The organism is Pandoraea faecigallinarum, from assembly GCF_001029105.3.
Classification (GTDB): Bacteria; Pseudomonadota; Gammaproteobacteria; order Burkholderiales; family Burkholderiaceae; genus Pandoraea; species Pandoraea faecigallinarum.
In genome coordinates this window covers 2,126,572-2,142,307 of sequence record NZ_CP011807.3, presented here as the reverse complement: position 1 = coordinate 2,142,307, position 15,736 = coordinate 2,126,572, and the positions used below count along the sequence as shown (strand labels likewise).

Sequence of the window (15,736 nt, the reverse complement as noted above, 5' to 3'; positions counted from 1 at the left end):
CCTGAAGATTTGCATTTCCGACTGCGCCGGGCTGGGTCCGGCGCCCGTACCCTGCTGCGCCCGCGATTCGTGAGAGCGATGCGAAACGCAGTGGGTCACGTCCCTCCGACCCGCATTGGAAGAAGGATCGCATCATGGCTCGACTCTTTGGTTTGCTGCGTACGTCCCTCGGTCAACCCCGCGTGAGTGCCTCTTCGCAAACGCGCCTGTCGGCGGTCTACGGTCTGTCGGCCCTGTCCGGCCCGTTCGCATCGGCGCCCGCCGTCGCTCGCTCGTACACCGTGCCGGCGCGCACTCGCACGACCGCCCTGCCGCGCACCATCGCGGCTGCCATGGCATCGGCCACGCGTCGCGCCTGTCCCGCCGGTCAGACTGTCAAAGCGTCGCGTAACGTGCGCGAGCAGCAAGCGCGTCGCGACAACGTTCATGAATTGCAGGACAGTCACGACGTGCGCATCTATCGCGATATGTCGCATATCGTGATGGTCGGCACCTTCGCGGACATCTGTCGCAAGCTCGATCAGGCCGTTGGTGAACAGTTCTGTCAGGCGGCGGTGTGACAGCGTAGCAACGTAACGACACAACGACCGCTCGGACTACTTGATTCGTTCGCGGCATCCGAGGCATTCGAAGCCATCGCCCACCGTGTCATGGCGGGCGATGGGGCGCATTCGGCAATATGACGGTTCGTGCGTCGTTAAGACTACGGCACCGAACAATGCGACTTATTCGCCCAGATCTCGCAGCGGATGGTTCGCGCCACGACGTTCGCCATCGAAAAACCGCGCGACATCTTCCGGTGTCACGGCTTCGATCGTCGAATGCTGCCAGCGCGGATGGTGGTCCTTGTCGATCACCATCGCGCGGATGCCCTCCACACCTTCCGCCCCCGTGCGGCCATCGAGATTGAAGACGCTGCGCATCATCAGCCATTCTTCGCGCAACTCATCCGCCAGCGACAACTTGCGCGCACGACGCACTTGCTCCAGCGACACGCACACCATGAGCGCCGAACGCTTGGTGCGCAGCAGATCCTCTGTCTCCTGCGCCCATCCGGAATACTCGCATCGTGGTTCGGCCTTCAACGCCCTGAGGATGGCAGGCATATCGGCCAAACCGAAATGCTCGTCGATCACGCTGCGCAACGGTGCCAGCTTGCCCGGTGCGAGTCCCGCAGGCGGCAGGCTTTCGCGACAGAAGGTGCGCGCGGCGTCGAGTACTGCCTCACTGTCGCTCCAGTCGCCCGCCGCGAGATGCTCGCAAAGCGCGGGCAGCGATGCGCGCGGGAGCACCACGTCCGCCAGACCGATTTCGCACGCATCGACTGCGCCGAACACAATACCCGTCGTGCCGAGATACTCGCCGAGGTGTCCAGCAAGATTGGCGAGGAAGAACCCACCGCCAACATCGGGGAACAAGCCGATCGCCGTCTCAGGCATCGCCATACGCGTCGCTTCCGTCACGATGCGCAGCGCGGCCCCCTGCGAAATTCCCATGCCGCCGCCCATCACCACGCCGTCCATCAGCGCGATGTAAGGTTTCGGGTACGACGCAATGGCGTAGTTCAGTTTGTACTCGTCGGTGAAGAAATCCATGATGTCCGTACGACCGGCGCTGATGGCCTCATGGAAATAGCGAATGTCGCCACCGGCGCACAACCCCTTCTCACCGGCGCCCTGAAGCACGACACCGAGCACGTTCGGATCGTCTCGCCAATCGGCAAGTGCGGCCGCCATCGCACGAATCATGTCGTGCGACAAGGCATTGAGCGCCTTCGGGCGATTCAGGGTGACGAAGCCGATGCGGCCGCGAATCTCGGTACAGAGGAAATCGGTCATGTCTGGCGAGTGCTCCAGAAACGTCAACGCGTTGGGGGAAATGAAGGCGTTGGAGATGGACGGGCGGCGGCAAGGCCGCATCAAAAGCAAAAAAGCCGGCGCAAAGGCACCGGCTTTTCTTCCAACAATCTGGCATTGCGACGCGACAGACCCGAGTCCGCCACGCCGCCCTGTCATCGCCGGCTTTACTTCTCTTCGCGCGAAGCGCGCTTGCGCTCGTGTTCGAGGAGGTGGCGCTTGCGCAGACGAATCGTCTGCGGCGTGACTTCGACCAGTTCGTCGTCGTCGATGAATTCCACCGCGTATTCCAGGCTCAATGCGATCGGCGGCACCAGACGCACGGCTTCGTCGGTACCCGACGCACGCACGTTCGTGAGTTGCTTGCCCTTGATCGGGTTGACCACGAGGTCGTTGTCACGGCTATGAATACCGATGATCATGCCTTCGTAAAGGGCGTCGCCCGGCTTCACAAACATGCGACCGCGATCTTGCAGCTTCCAGAGTGCGTAGGCCACGGCATCGCCGTTGTCTTGCGAGATCAGCACGCCGTTACGACGCTCACCCAGCGAACCATCCTTGACCGGTGCGTAAGCATCGAAGATATGGCTCATGAGGCCCGTACCGCGGGTCATCGACAGGAAATCGCCCTGGAAGCCGATCAGGCCGCGAGCCGGAATGCGGTATTCCAGACGCGTGCGGCCACGACCGTCCGATACCATGTCCAGCATTTCACCCTTACGGCGGCCGATTTCTTCCATGACGCCGCCCTGATGTTCGTCTTCCAGGTCGATGGTCAGCATTTCGTACGGCTCGTGCTTCACGCCGTCGATTTCCTTGATCACCACGCGCGGACGCGACACGGCCAGTTCATAGCCTTCGCGACGCATGTTCTCGATCAGAATCGTCAGATGCAGTTCGCCACGGCCCGACACTTCGAAGACGGAGTCGCTGTCGGTGTCCTTCACGCGCAGCGCCACGTTGTGGTTCAGCTCCTTGTCCAGACGATCGCGGATCTGGCGGCTCGTCACGAACTTGCCTTCACGGCCGGCCAGCGGCGACGTGTTCACACAGAAGTTCATCGTGAGCGTCGGCTCGTCGACGGTCAGCAGCGGCAGCGCTTCGGGCGTGTCCACATCGCAGATCGTGACGCCAATGCCCACGTCTTCGATACCGTTGATCAGCACGATGTCGCCAGCTTCGGCGCCTTCGTCCGACATCACGCGCTCCAGCCCCTTGAAGGTCAGCACCTGATTGATCTTGCGCTTGAGAATTTCACCGTCCGGGCCCGAGCGCATCACCACTTGCTGGCCCGGTTTGACACGGCCACGCGTGATACGGCCGATACCGATACGGCCGACGAACGTCGAGTAATCGAGCGAGCTGATCTGCAATTGCAGCGGTGCGTCCGGATCGGCGTCGCGCACCGGCACGTGTTCGAGAATCGCGTCGAACAGCGGCTTCATCGTGCCTTCGCGAACGTTCGAATCGAGGCTGGCGAACCCGTTCAGTGCCGAGGCGTAGACGACCGGGAAGTCGAGCTGTTCGTTGGTCGCGCCGAGTTTGTCCATCAGGTCGAACGTCTGGTCGATGACCCAGTCCGGACGCGCGCCCGGACGGTCGATCTTGTTGACCACGACGATCGGCTTCAGGCCGAGGCCGAGCGCCTTGCGCGTGACGAAGCGCGTTTGCGGCATCGGGCCTTCGACAGCGTCGACGACCAGCAGCACGCTGTCGACCATCGACAGCACACGCTCCACTTCACCGCCGAAGTCCGCGTGTCCCGGGGTATCGACGATGTTGATGTGCGTGCCTTCGTATTCGACGGCGCAGTTTTTGGCGAGGATCGTGATGCCGCGCTCTTTTTCGATGTCGTTCGAGTCCATCACGCGTTCAGCGACTTGCTGGTTTTCGCGGAAGGTGCCCGACTGGCGCAGCAGTTGGTCGACGAGCGTGGTTTTGCCGTGGTCGACGTGCGCGATGATGGCGATGTTACGGAGAGCGCGGGTCATGAAAGAGGTGCTCGAAAAGCCTTTGGAGAATCCGCAATTCTACCACTCGCGCATGTCTTGCGTCATGGTCTTTCTGCATTGCAACAACGCCTCACGGCTTGGCTTCACCGGCGTTGCGAATTTCCCCCCGGCAAATCTCTCCCCGCCCTCGCTCACTTCATTGACGGCATTGGCCTGGCGAAGCAAGGACTTAGAGCTTTCCGTCTAATTCCCCGCGAAATATTTGCCTAGTCAACTATTGCATTGACTTGAAATTAATTAAGTACCCGCTATAATCGTGACAAGTCAACTATTGCAGCTGCACGAAAATGTCCGAACCTCCCGTGACTTCCTCCGCTTGCGTGCCGGCGTCCCAGCCGGAAGCGCCGCAAGCCGGCCCGCCGCGCAACGGCTACGACATCGACGACTCTCTCGGGTATCTGGTGGCGCGTGTGCGGCAGTTGATTCTCGCGGAATTGACGAAGGAAACGTCGCAGTACGGTCTCACCAGCACGCAGGCCACCATGCTCTACAAAGTGGCGACCGGCAAAAGCAAGACGGCGGCGGATCTGGCCCGCGACTACTGCATAGATGCAAGCGCGGTCACCCGGCTGCTCGACCGGCTCGAAGCGCACGGATTGCTCGTTCGCGAGCGCAGCAAGATGGACCGCCGTACCGTGAACCTGAGCGCGACCGAAGCTGGTTATGCGATGGCCGACCGGATGCCGGACATCTTCACGAGGGCGGCCGATCACCTGATGCGCGGTTTCAGCGTGGAGGAAGTCGGGTTCCTGAAGAGCCTGCTGCGGCGAGTGATCGCCAACGGCGAGGTCGGGTGACGGCGCCCCCCTCCCTGGAATCGCCCCGAATTCCGTCAAGAAAAGCCTGTCGAGTCCACTATTTCATGCCCGCGCCAGTGCCCGTTTCCCGATTATTGTCAGTACAAGACTTCTCTCGTAAAGGTTTTGCGATGAAAGCGGCCTCACCGTTCTTCCCGCGTCTGCGGGCCCGCTCAGCGATTTCCGCCCTGTGTCTGGCGGCGGCGACGCTGGGCTTTGCCGGCTGTGCGAACTTCGCCGGCATCCACAGCGACAAGCAGATCAGTACGCCCGATCAGTATCAGACCCAGCGCAGCCTGCCCTCGGAGGGCGGTCAATGGCCTGGCACGGACTGGGCACAGCGTTTCGGTGATCCGCAACTCGTTTCCCTGATCGACGAGGCCCTCGCCGGCAATCCCGATCTCGCCATGGCTGCGGCGCGTCTGAAAAGCGCTCAGGCGCAAACGGAAGGCGCCGCCGCGGCGTTGTTGCCGTCGGTCAACTTCACGGGCGACGTGTACCGTGAGAAGTTCACCGAGAACACCATCTACCCGGCGGGCTACGGCGGCACGTGGTTCACGCAGGGCGATCTTAATGCGTCGCTCTCCTGGGAACTGGATCTGTGGGGCAAGAACCGTTCGGCACGGGCGCAGGCGACCTCCGCCGAGCGTGCCGAAGAAGCCGAAGACCAGGAAGTGCGTCTCGCGCTCTCGACAGCCGTCGCCCGCACGTACAACCAGTTGGCGCAGCAGTACGCGCTGCGCGATGTGCTCGAACGCATCGGCAGGCAGCGCCAGAACCTCGGCAAGCTGACAGCCGATCGTGTGCGCGCCGGTCTCGACACACAGGTCGAACAGAAGCAGGCCGAGAGCAACAGCGCCGACATCCAGACGCAACTTGCACAACTCGACGGCCAGATCCTGCTCACGCGCCACCAACTTGGCGTGCTGCTCGGCAAGGGGCCGGACCGCGGTCTGGCCATTGCCCCGCCGAAGCTTGCGCAACTGCCTACGCCCGCCCTGCCCGACAACCTGCCGCTCGCGCTGCTCGGCCGGCGTCCGGACATCGTGTCGGCCCGCTGGGGCGTGGAATCGCAGCTCCAGGGCGTGGACGTCGCGAAGGCGCGTTTCTATCCGGACGTGAATCTGAACGCCGCGTTCGGCTTCTCGACCTTCGGGCTGGGCAAGCTCATCGACCCCAGCAGCCAGAACATCACGGCGGGTCCGGTGATCTCCCTTCCGATTTTCGACGGCGGTCGCCTGCGCGCCAACCTGAAGGGGCAGTACGCCGCGTATGAGAGCGCCGTCGCCAACTACGACTCGACGCTCAACAAGGCGCTCGGCGACATTGCCGACCGTATGTCGTCGATTCGCTCGGCCGACAAGCAGATGGTGTCGCAACGGGTGGCGCAAGACGCCGCACAACGCGCCTACGATCTCGCCGTCGACCGCTACAAGGCAGGCCTGACGCCGCAACTGACCGTGCTCACCGCCGAGTCGTCGCTGCTGGCACAGGAACAGGCACGCGTGAACATCGACTTCGCCCGCCGCGATCAGCAAATCGGCCTGATCAAGGCACTGGGCGGCGGTTTCGACGCGCAAGCCGCCGGTCTGGTCGTCGGACAGGAGCGCCCGGCGAAGGCCGGGGGCGACGCCGCCAACGCACAGACCCACTGAGCGCCACACAAAACAAGACAAACGTCAAAAGCACATTGAGAGATTAGTACGGAGCAAATGATGAGCGAGAATCAACAACAAGCGCCTGCCCAGCCGACGCAAAACAATGGCAAGCGTCGCCGCATGATGCTGACGCTGACGGCCGTCATCGCCATTGCGGCCATCGGCTACGGCGCTTACTACGCACTGTATGCGCGCTATTACGAAGACACCGACGACGCCTACGTCGCGGGCAACGTGGTGCAGATCACGCCGCAGGTGGCGGGCACCGTCACTGGCGTGAAGGTAGACGACACACAGATGGTCAAGGCCGGTCAGCCCCTGGTCACGCTCGACCAGACCGACGCCCGTGTCTCGCTGCTGCAAGCCGAAGCCAATCTGGCGCAGACGGTACGTCAGGTGCGCACGTATTTCGTGAATAACGACGCCTACGCCGCCACTGTCGCCATGCGCGAGTCGGAACTTACCAAGGCGCAAGCGGACGTGAAGCGCCGCGAGATGGCCATCGCAACCGGCGCCGTATCGCGCGAAGAACTGGCGCATGCGCAGGATGCCGTGAAGTCGGCGCAAGCCGCGCTCGAACAGGCCCGTGCACAGCTCGTCTCGAACAAGGCGCTTACCGACAAGACCTCGGTGACCACGCATCCGAACGTGCAGCAAGCCGCGGCCAAGGTCCGCGCCGCTTATCTCGACTACGCCCGTACGTCGATCCCCGCACCGGTGGACGGCTACGTCGCCAAGCGCTCGGTGCAGGTCGGCCAGCGCGTGGCGACCGGCGCGCCGCTGATGGCGCTCGTGCCGCTCAACGAAGTGTGGGTCGACGCCAACTTCAAGGAAGTGCAGATCGCGCATATGCGTGTCGGTCAGCCGGTGACACTCACCGCCGACGTGTACGGCTCGGCCGTCGAATACAAGGGGACGGTGGCAGGCTTCTCCGCAGGCACGGGCAGCGCTTTCTCGCTGCTGCCGGCGCAGAACGCCACGGGCAACTGGATCAAGGTGGTGCAACGTCTGCCGGTGCGTATCGCGCTCGATGCGAAGCAATTACAGCAACACCCGCTGCGCGTCGGTCTGTCGATGCAGGTCAAGGTGAACGTGCGCAACACCGACGGCAAGGAACTGGGCGAAGCGCCCGCCCTGCCGGTGTATTCGACCGACGTGTACGACAAGGTCGGCCACGACGCCGACGACATCGTCGCCAGGATCATCACCGAGAACGCCGGTGCCGCTGCGTCGAACGCAGGCGGTGCCAGCGACACGCGCAATCAGCCGGCCCGCGCACGTCCCCTGTAAATCGGAGGGGGGTGCCCCCCACCCCCTTTGACATCTCATGGCAACTCAAAACGCTCCTGCCCCTCTGTCGGGGGGGCAGCTGGTACTCGGCACCATCGCGTTGTCGCTCGCCACGTTCATGAACGTGCTCGACACATCGATTGCCAACGTATCGATTCCGGCCATCTCCGGCGACCTCGGTGTTTCATCGAGCCAAGGGACATGGGTGATTACGTCGTTTGCCGTCGCCAATGCCATTTCGGTGCCGCTCACGGGCTGGTTGACGGAACGCTTCGGCGCGGTGCGGCTGTTCATCTCGTCGATCCTGCTGTTCGTGCTGGCTTCGTGGCTGTGCGGCATGGCGCCGACGCTCGAAATCCTGCTCGCCGCACGCGTGCTGCAAGGCGCCGTGGCCGGGCCAATGATCCCGCTCTCGCAATCGTTGCTGCTCTCGAGCTATCCGCCCGCAAAGAGTTCGATGGCGCTTGCGTTATGGGGCATGACGACGCTCGTCGCCCCGGTGATGGGTCCGATTCTCGGTGGATGGATCTCGGACAATTACCACTGGCCGTGGATTTTTTACATCAACGTCCCGGTCGGTATCGCCGCCGCATACGTCACCTGGCTGATTTACGCCAAGCGTGAGACACCGACACATCGCAAGCCGATCGATACCGTCGGGCTGGCGTTGCTTGTGTTGTGGGTCGGTTCGTTGCAGGTGATGCTCGACAAGGGCAAGGAACTCGACTGGTTCAATTCGTCGACGATCGTCGTGCTGGCACTCGTGGCGCTGGTGTCGTTCTGCTTCTTCGTCGTGTGGGAAATAACCGAGAAGCACCCGGTGGTGGACCTCACGCTTTTCAAGCGGATCAACTTCACCGGCGGCGTGATCGCCATTTCCGTCGGCTATGGCCTGTTCTTCGGCAATCTGGTGATCCTGCCGCAGTGGCTTCAGATCTATCTGGGCTATACCGCAACGGAAGCCGGTCTGGTAATGGCGCCGGTCGGGCTGTTCGCCATCATTCTGTCGCCGCTCATCGGCAAGTTCCTGCCGAAGCTCGATGCCCGCTGGGTCGTGACCGTATCGTTCCTGCTGTTCGCTCTCGTATTCCTGATGCGTTCGCACTTCAACACGCTGGTCGATACCCGCACCTTGATGATTCCGACCTTCCTGCAAGGCGTGCCGATGTCGATGTTCTTCATTCCGCTCACGGCCATCATCCTGTCGGGGCTGCCGGGGCATCGCATTCCGGCGGCCGCGGGTCTGTCGAACTTCGTACGGATCACGTGCGGTGCCGTGGGCACGTCGATTGCGACGACCGTCTGGGACAATCGCATCTCGCTGCACCACGCACAGTTGACGGAGAACCTCACGCCATACGATCCGACGTTCGGCGGCTCGGTGCAGACGCTCAACCAGCTCGGCATGTCGACGCCGCAGGCACATGGTTACCTCGACCGGCTGGTCACGCAGCAGTCGGCGATGCTCGGCGCAAACGACATCTTCTGGATCTCGGCCGTGCTGTTCGTGCTGATGATCGCGATGGTGTGGATCACGCGCCCCATACGTGGTGGCGGCGGCGGTGACGCCGCAGCCGGCGCGCACTGAGCCTGCCGGCGCAACCGGCTTCCCCCCGAGTGCCCGACCCTGCTCTGTACTACCGGGCACTTCTTGAACCCCGCTGAAGCTGGCGGGGTTTTTTTATGGCGTTGTCTCACGCACCGCGACGGCTGCCCCGGGCACGGCAGCGGCAAGGCTCACGCAATCGCAGTATCATTGCGCATCCCCGAGCCCGACGTGCACAGCGTCGAACGCCGGACGAGGGCCGGGAAGGCATTATTCGTCAGCCACAAAATACATCATGAATACCCCCCAGAACCCGCTTGAACGTTCCGAAGTCACTTTCCGCTTTCTGGCCGAGCCGGCCGCCGTCAACTTCGGCGGCAAGGTGCATGGCGGCTCGCTCATGAAATGGATCGACGAAGTGGCCTACGCCTGCGCCGCCACCTGGTCGGGGCGCTATTGCGTGACGGTCAGCGTGGGCAACATCCGCTTTCGCCGCCCGATCCTCGTTGGCAATCTGGTGGAACTGCGCGCGCGCATCGTGGCGACGGGACGCACGAGCATGCACATCCACGTCTCGGTGCACGCGGGCGATCCGAAGTGGGGCGAGTTGCGTCAAACGACCGATTGCCTGATGGTGTTCGTCGCGGTCGACGAGAGCAACCACCCGGTTGGCGTGCCGTCGTTCGAGCCGAAAACCGACGAACAGAAGGCATTGGCCAAATACGCGATGGACGTGAAGGCGGCACTTGACGCCATCGTCGAGTTAAAGCCGGAGAACGTCACAAACTGATCTCTCCAATTCCTGCGACGACGATGTGAGTCTGTGCGCCGCGATCCCGTCCGCGCGGAGCGCATCGGAAATTCAGGGAATTGCGTTCGATTTGCCGTTTCGAAAGAGAGCAAAACATGCCGCGCGGAACCGTCAAGCGTTATTACCCGGAAAAGGGGTACGGGTTCATCACCCCAGACGATGGCAGCGAAATCGTTTTCGTCCATGACACCCAGATTTGCATTCCGGGCAAGTCGGCGCTCCAGACAGGCCAGATCGTCGAATACGACGTCACCCATGGCGACGCCTACCTGCTCGCGATGAACGTTCGGGAACCCTCCGGCTGAAAGGGTCGTGCCCCTGTCCTGCAATTTCCTTCCCCTTTCGCTATCCCCTGTCAACGTTGACAGTTAACGCGCGAGTGCCCGAGTGATCCAATGGTCCCGTCTGCGCATGGCTATGCGCAGCGTCAGCTGGACGCGGGTGCCAGAGCGTTGTGCTTCATCCGTTCCGTGTCCGGCAAGTCCCTTCCAAGGAGGTGAATCATGACTGACGAGGAACGCGAAGCATTGGCGGGAAACGAAAAAACAATGAAGTGCGACATCGACATCCGGAAAAATCTGTATGACCAACTATTTCCGGTTCCCGAGCCGCCATTGAGTGAAACCACGTCCCAGCCGGCGCCGCCGCCGAAAACCGAGTGATAACTTATGGGTAGCGCGTCATCGGTAACGAACCGATAGCGAACCGGTAACGAATCGATCACGCCGCCCTATCTGCCCCTGGCAGATCAGACAGATCACCTTCGGCCCGATTGCGTGTGATCTGTGCCGTTGAACAGGAGATGCGCCATGGCACGAGGAACGGTCGTATGGCTTGATCCCGTCAGAGGAATCGCCTTCATTACACCCAGCGACGGCGGGGCGGACGTGTTCCTCCCGCCGGCCACCCTCATCGAATCCGGCCATCAAGCATTGAAAGGCGGTCAACTCGTCGAATACGAAGTCTCGATCGACGCGAAAAACAAGCCATTTGCGAGCAGTGTCCGTGCGGTGGACTAGCCCGCCACCGATTCGCGACAACACGGCAGGCGCCGCGCAGTGCCGGCAACGGGCGAGACGTGCTAGACGAGGCGCACAGTAATGAACCGTAGCGGGACCGTAGCGAAAGTCTCGAGAAATAACGCCAAACCAACGCTCAACGGCGCACGTCGCTTACTGCGTCCTCAACAATCGCTGCGGGGTAAGCAACCCCGCGCCATCGAGCCGGGCCACGCCGAGCAAACGGGCCGGCATGTCGCCTGCGGCTTCGGCGTAGACCTTCACTTCAATGCCGACATGCGCGTGCGCACATGCGCGCAGCGCATGCGGGCAGCGCGCATCGTCCAGGCGCAAGCGCTGTCCGTGGTTGAAGCGCTTCGCAAGCGTGTCGTCGAGCCACACGGCAGGCAGCGACTTCAGCAGCGCATCCACCGGCGCGAGTTTCTCCACGCGTTGCGCATGTTCGAGCGCATTCAGGTCTTCCAGCGTCACAGCGCCATCGAGTGTCAACGGCCCGACAGCCGTACGACGCAAGGCGCGCAAATGCGCGCCGCAACCCAATGCCTCGCCAATGTCCTCTGCCAGCGTGCGAACGTATGTGCCTTTGCTGCATGTCACGCGAAACGTGAATTCATTCGCCGCCGGTAACGCACACTCGGTCACTTCGAGCCGATGGATCGTGACCGCGCGCGCCTCGCGCTCGAGGGTCTGCCCCGCACGCGCATACTCATACAACGGTTTGCCGTCGCGCTTGAGCGCCGAGTACATCGGTGGCACCTGTGAAATCGAACCCGTGAAGCGCGGCAAGACGGCGCGAATCGCTGCCTCGTCCACCGTCACGGGACGCGTTTGCAATACCTCCCCTTCCGCATCGCCCGTCGTCGTCGTCTCGCCAAGACGCACACGCGCCTCGTAAGTCTTGTCGGCTTCGAGCAGGTCTTGCGAAAACTTCGTCGCCTCGCCGAAACACAACGGCAGCAGCCCCGTCGCCAGGGGATCGAGCGTGCCGGTATGGCCCGCCTTCAACGCCTGAAGCAAACGCTTGGCTCTGATCAGCGCATCGTTGGACGACAGCCCCAACGGCTTGTCGAGCAGCAATACACCGTCGAGCGGAAAACGAGGGAGTTTTTGGCGGGGTGCCTGCGAACGCGGGTCCGTCATGTGCGGGAAGTGCTTGAGATATTCATGGGGAGTTGCCCGTCGCACGCGTCGTCCGTGCGCAGGCATCGCAATACTGCCGGGCTCGCTTTGCACCAGCCCGGCAGGCTGCGTCGTCAATCGACCGCTTACTTGCCGTCGTTTTTCTTGTTGCCGCTATCGTCGCCGTCGGCGTCGCGCGCTTCATCGTCGGGCGCGCCGGACGCTTGCGCGTCTTCCTTCGCGCGCGTCGCATTGGCCGTGTCGATCAGACGCGACATCTCGATGGCACGTTCGATAGACTGATCGAAGTGGAAGTGCAACGTCGGCACCGTATGAATGTGCAACCGCTTGAACAGCAGATTGCGCAGATAGCCGGCCGCTTCGTTGAGCGCTTCGCCGGTCGCCTTCGGGTCGCCGGTGAGCGTGGTGTAAAACACCTTCGCGTGCGCGTAATCGGGCGTCACTTCCACGCTTTGCAGCGTGACCAGCCCAATACGCGGGTCCTTCACTTCCCGCTGAATCAGCTCCGACAGATCTCGCTGGATCTGATCGTTGATGCGCAGATTCCGCCCGGGAACGCCACGTTTCTTTGCCATGACAAACTCGCTAGTAATGCAATGGCCCACGCCACCGGTTTCCCCGGCTTGGTGGGCCATTCCACATCCGTTGCGTAAATCGCGTTACAGCGAGCGCGCAACTTCCGTGATTTCAAACGCTTCCAGTTGGTCGCCTTCCGTAATGTCGTTGAAGTTCTTCACCGACAGACCGCACTCGAAGCCTGACTTGACTTCCTTGACGTCATCCTTGAAGCGCTTGAGCGAATCCAGCTCGCCCGTGAAGATGACCACGTTGTCGCGCAGCACGCGCACGTGAGACGAACGCTTGATGAAGCCGTCGAGCACCATACAGCCGGCCACCGTGCCGACCTTCGGCACCCGGAACGTCTGACGCACTTCGACCATCCCGGTGATCTCTTCCTTCTTCTCCGGCGCCAGCATGCCCGACATTGCCGCCTTCACCTCATCCACTGCGTCATAGATGATGTTGTAGTAACGAATGTCGATACCGTTCGACTCGGCCAGCTTGCGCGCCAACGCATCCGCACGCGTGTTGAAGCCGATAATGACCGCCTTCGAAGCCGTTGCCAGGTTGACGTCGCTTTCGCTGATGCCGCCGACCGCAGCGTGCACGATCTGAACACGCACTTCCGGCGTCGAGAGCTTGTTGAGCGACTGTGCCAGCGCTTCCTGCGAACCCTGTACGTCTGCCTTGATGATAAGGGGCAGCGTCTTGACTTCGCCTTCGGCCATTTGCTCGAACATGTTCTCGAGCTTCGCGGCCTGTTGCTTGGCCAGCTTCACGTCGCGGAACTTGCCCTGACGGAACAGGGCGATTTCACGCGCCTTGCGTTCGTCCTGGACCACCAGCACTTCTTCACCGGCGCCCGGCACTTCCGACAGACCCTGAATTTCCACCGGGATCGACGGGCCTGCGTCCTTCGTGTTCTTGCCGGTTTCGTCCAGCATGGCACGAACACGGCCGTAGGCCTGCCCCGCCAGCACCATGTCGCCGCGCTTGAGCGTGCCGGATTGCACCAGAATCGTGGCGACCGGCCCCTTGCCCTTGTCCAGCTTCGCTTCGATCACGATACCCTTGGCCGGGGCATCGACCGGCGCCTTCAGTTCCAGCACTTCGGCTTGCAGGAGCACGTTCTCGAGCAGATCGTCGATACCCGTCCCCGTCTTCGCCGACACCGGCACAAACGGCGAATCGCCGCCATACTCTTCCGGCACCACGCCTTCGGCCACGAGTTCCTGCTTCACGCGGTCCGGGTTGGCTTCCGGCTTGTCGATCTTGTTGATCGCCACCACGATCGGCACACCGGCCGACTTCGCATGGGCAATCGCTTCCTTCGTCTGCGGCATCACACCGTCGTCCGCCGCGACCACGAGAATCACGATGTCCGTTGCCTGCGCACCGCGGGCACGCATGGCCGTAAAGGCCTCGTGACCCGGCGTATCGAGGAACGTCACCGTACCGCGCGGCGTGTCGACGTGATAGGCACCGATGTGCTGCGTAATGCCGCCGGCTTCGCCCGAAGCCACCTTGGCGCGACGGATGTAGTCCAGCAGCGAGGTCTTGCCGTGGTCGACGTGCCCCATCACGGTCACAACCGGCGGACGCGGCAGCGCTTCGGCTTCCGTCACATCGTTACCGAGGTCCAGCAGCGTTTCCGGATCGTCCAGCTTCGCAGCAATCGCGCGGTGGCCGAGTTCCTCGACCACGATCATCGCGGTTTCCTGATCCAGCACCTGGTTGATGGTCACCATCTGGCCCATCTTCATCATCAGCTTGATGACTTCCGCGGCCTTGACGGACATCTTGTGCGCGAGATCGGCAACGCTGATCGTTTCCGGCACGTGCACATCACGCACCACCGGTTCGGTCGGTGCCTGGAATGCCTGACGGTCGTCCTGCGCGTGACGGTCGCCACGACGGCCACCACGGCCACCGCCACGCCAGCCATCCGAACCGCCGCTCGTGTCGCCGCGCGTCTTCATACCGCCGCGCTTGTTGCGGTTGTCCGTATCCTTTTGCCAGGCGCCCGGCTTCTTGTCCTTCTTGTCCGCGGCACCAGCCGTCGTCGAAGCTGGCGTTGCGGCCGGCTTCTTGTCTGCCGGCTTGGCTGCGGCACCTTCCGGCTTGGCCGGCTTGTGCAGCGTGCCCTTCGCGGCATCCGGCTTGGCCGTCGCGGCCGCAGGGGCCGGCTCCGGCGCCTTCAGCACACGACGCGGCGCATTCATCATTTCGCGAATCGCGCGTGCTTCGGCTTCGGCCGCCGCGCGGCGCTTGCGAATGGCCTCCTCTTCGGCGCGGGCCTTGTCAGCCGCCGCGCTCGCCTTCTCGGCAGCCGCACGGGCTTCTTCGCTGGCCTTGCGGGCCTGCTCGCGCTCGGCGTCGGCCCGGGCTGCGGCAGCCTTGTCGGCCTCGGCCTTGGCAATCTTTTCGGCTTCCGCCTGCGCCTGCTTTTCGGCGTCGGCATCGGCCTTCGCTTCTGCCTTGGCCTTCTGCTCTTCAGCCGCCTTGGCAGCCGCCGCGGCACGCTCCGCTTCCTCGCGCGCACGGCGCTCGGCAGCTTCCTTTTCCTCGCGTTCGCGACGCTCGGCCTCTTCGCGCTCCAGTTGCTCCTGGCGACGCTTGAGCTCGGCAGCTTCCGCCGCCAGACGCTCCGCTTCGCGGCGTGCGTCTTCCTCACGCAGACGAAGCGCTTCGTCTTCCGCAGCCGCTGCCGCGTTGTCCGCGCCTTCGACCACGTCGTCGCGCTTGACGAAGGTGCGCTTCTTGCGCACTTCGACCTGAATCGTCCGCGCCTTGCCGGTCGCGTCGGCCTGCTTGATTTCCGAGGTCTGGCGACGCGTCAGAGTAATCTTCTTTTTGTCGCCGTCGCCAGCGCCGTGCGATCGGCGCAGGTGCTCCAGCAGACGGGCCTTGTCGGCTTCCGTCACCGAATCGTCGGCGCTGAGTTTGTCCACACCGGCGGCTTTGAGTTGCTCCAGCAACACGCCGGCCGGCATTTTCAGTTCTTCAGCAAATTGGGCTACGTTGATGCTCGCCATTCAAACCTCTT

At 62.7% G+C, this 15,736-nt stretch carries 15 protein-coding genes; 10 read left to right on the top strand and 5 right to left on the bottom strand.

The features are described 5' to 3' along the window. Positions 1-134 precede the first annotated feature (134 nt). On the top strand, positions 135-560 hold the full coding sequence (locus AB870_RS09620; RefSeq protein ID WP_047907821.1) for a hypothetical protein: 426 nt from the start codon (positions 135-137) through the stop codon (positions 558-560). Positions 561-725: 165 nt separating this feature from the next. Here the strand turns inward: AB870_RS09620 and AB870_RS09615 are convergent, their stop codons facing one another. After that, a complete protein-coding gene (locus AB870_RS09615) occupies positions 726-1,838 on the bottom strand; it encodes an enoyl-CoA hydratase/isomerase family protein (protein WP_047907820.1) in 1,113 nt (370 codons plus the stop codon). A gap of 185 nt (positions 1,839-2,023) precedes the next feature. Continuing rightward, entirely contained in the window at positions 2,024-3,847 is a 1,824-nt protein-coding gene (gene typA, locus AB870_RS09610) for a translational GTPase TypA (RefSeq protein ID WP_047907819.1), read from the bottom strand. On the opposite strand from typA, the gene AB870_RS09605 reads away from it, so the two are divergent. From AB870_RS09605 to AB870_RS09570, 9 genes are all read left to right on the top strand, one after another. After that, a complete protein-coding gene (locus tag AB870_RS09605; protein WP_064674807.1) occupies positions 3,846-4,055 on the top strand; it encodes a hypothetical protein in 210 nt (69 codons plus the stop codon). The two genes, typA and AB870_RS09605, sit on opposite strands and share 2 nt — an antisense overlap. A 133-nt stretch (positions 4,056-4,188) precedes the next feature. Then, on the top strand, positions 4,189-4,665 hold the full coding sequence (locus AB870_RS09600) for a MarR family winged helix-turn-helix transcriptional regulator (RefSeq protein ID WP_167362733.1): 477 nt from the start codon (positions 4,189-4,191) through the stop codon (positions 4,663-4,665). A 131-nt stretch (positions 4,666-4,796) separates the two neighbouring features. Beyond that, entirely contained in the window at positions 4,797-6,320 is a 1,524-nt protein-coding gene (locus AB870_RS09595) for an efflux transporter outer membrane subunit (protein WP_047907817.1), read from the top strand. A 60-nt stretch (positions 6,321-6,380) separates the two neighbouring features. Then, positions 6,381-7,613, top strand: coding sequence for an HlyD/EmrA/EmrK family protein (locus tag AB870_RS09590; RefSeq protein WP_047909031.1), 1,233 nt, complete (start codon positions 6,381-6,383; stop codon positions 7,611-7,613). A 37-nt stretch (positions 7,614-7,650) separates the two neighbouring features. Next, entirely contained in the window at positions 7,651-9,201 is a 1,551-nt protein-coding gene (locus AB870_RS09585; RefSeq protein ID WP_047907816.1) for a DHA2 family efflux MFS transporter permease subunit, read from the top strand. Between the two features lie 253 nt (positions 9,202-9,454). Beyond that, positions 9,455-9,949, top strand: a complete 495-nt coding sequence (locus AB870_RS09580; protein ID WP_047907815.1) for an acyl-CoA thioesterase — start codon at positions 9,455-9,457, stop codon at positions 9,947-9,949. Positions 9,950-10,065: 116 nt separating this feature from the next. Continuing rightward, the gene (locus AB870_RS09575; protein ID WP_047907814.1) at positions 10,066-10,275 is read left to right on the top strand and encodes a cold-shock protein; all 210 of its coding nucleotides are present in this window, start codon (positions 10,066-10,068) and stop codon (positions 10,273-10,275) included. A 198-nt stretch (positions 10,276-10,473) separates the two neighbouring features. Further along, entirely contained in the window at positions 10,474-10,632 is a 159-nt protein-coding gene (locus tag AB870_RS26330; RefSeq protein ID WP_157112284.1) for a hypothetical protein, read from the top strand. Positions 10,633-10,779: 147 nt separating this feature from the next. Beyond that, the gene (locus AB870_RS09570; protein WP_071386859.1) at positions 10,780-10,989 is read left to right on the top strand and encodes a cold-shock protein; all 210 of its coding nucleotides are present in this window, start codon (positions 10,780-10,782) and stop codon (positions 10,987-10,989) included. 153 nt (positions 10,990-11,142) lie between these two features. Here the strand turns inward: AB870_RS09570 and truB are convergent, their stop codons facing one another. From truB to infB, 3 genes are all read right to left on the bottom strand, one after another. After that, positions 11,143-12,129, bottom strand: coding sequence for a tRNA pseudouridine(55) synthase TruB (truB, locus tag AB870_RS09565; RefSeq protein WP_047907813.1), 987 nt, complete (start codon positions 12,127-12,129; stop codon positions 11,143-11,145). Positions 12,130-12,254: 125 nt separating this feature from the next. Next, positions 12,255-12,704, bottom strand: coding sequence for a 30S ribosome-binding factor RbfA (gene rbfA / locus AB870_RS09560; RefSeq protein ID WP_047907812.1), 450 nt, complete (start codon positions 12,702-12,704; stop codon positions 12,255-12,257). 84 nt (positions 12,705-12,788) lie between these two features. Then, complete coding sequence (gene infB / locus AB870_RS09555; protein WP_047907811.1) at positions 12,789-15,725, bottom strand: translation initiation factor IF-2; 2,937 nt, start codon at positions 15,723-15,725, stop codon at positions 12,789-12,791. Between the last annotated feature and the right edge of the window lie 11 nt (positions 15,726-15,736).

Coding starts and splice junctions, on each gene's coding strand:
- AB870_RS09595 (WP_047907817.1), top strand. CDS start 4,797: ATGAAAGCGGCCTCACCGTTCTTCCCGCGTCTGCGGGCCCGCTCAGCG.
- AB870_RS09585 (WP_047907816.1), top strand. CDS start 7,651: ATGGCAACTCAAAACGCTCCTGCCCCTCTGTCGGGGGGGCAGCTGGTA.
- AB870_RS09615 (WP_047907820.1), bottom strand. CDS start 1,838: ATGACCGATTTCCTCTGTACCGAGATTCGCGGCCGCATCGGCTTCGTC.
- rbfA (WP_047907812.1), bottom strand. CDS start 12,704: ATGGCAAAGAAACGTGGCGTTCCCGGGCGGAATCTGCGCATCAACGAT.
- AB870_RS09575 (WP_047907814.1), top strand. CDS start 10,066: ATGCCGCGCGGAACCGTCAAGCGTTATTACCCGGAAAAGGGGTACGGG.
- AB870_RS09590 (WP_047909031.1), top strand. CDS start 6,381: ATGAGCGAGAATCAACAACAAGCGCCTGCCCAGCCGACGCAAAACAAT.
- truB (WP_047907813.1), bottom strand. CDS start 12,129: ATGACGGACCCGCGTTCGCAGGCACCCCGCCAAAAACTCCCTCGTTTT.
- typA (WP_047907819.1), bottom strand. CDS start 3,847: ATGACCCGCGCTCTCCGTAACATCGCCATCATCGCGCACGTCGACCAC.
- AB870_RS09580 (WP_047907815.1), top strand. CDS start 9,455: ATGAATACCCCCCAGAACCCGCTTGAACGTTCCGAAGTCACTTTCCGC.
- AB870_RS26330 (WP_157112284.1), top strand. CDS start 10,474: ATGACTGACGAGGAACGCGAAGCATTGGCGGGAAACGAAAAAACAATG.
- infB (WP_047907811.1), bottom strand. CDS start 15,725: ATGGCGAGCATCAACGTAGCCCAATTTGCTGAAGAACTGAAAATGCCG.
- AB870_RS09620 (WP_047907821.1), top strand. CDS start 135: ATGGCTCGACTCTTTGGTTTGCTGCGTACGTCCCTCGGTCAACCCCGC.
- AB870_RS09570 (WP_071386859.1), top strand. CDS start 10,780: ATGGCACGAGGAACGGTCGTATGGCTTGATCCCGTCAGAGGAATCGCC.
- AB870_RS09605 (WP_064674807.1), top strand. CDS start 3,846: ATGAAAGAGGTGCTCGAAAAGCCTTTGGAGAATCCGCAATTCTACCAC.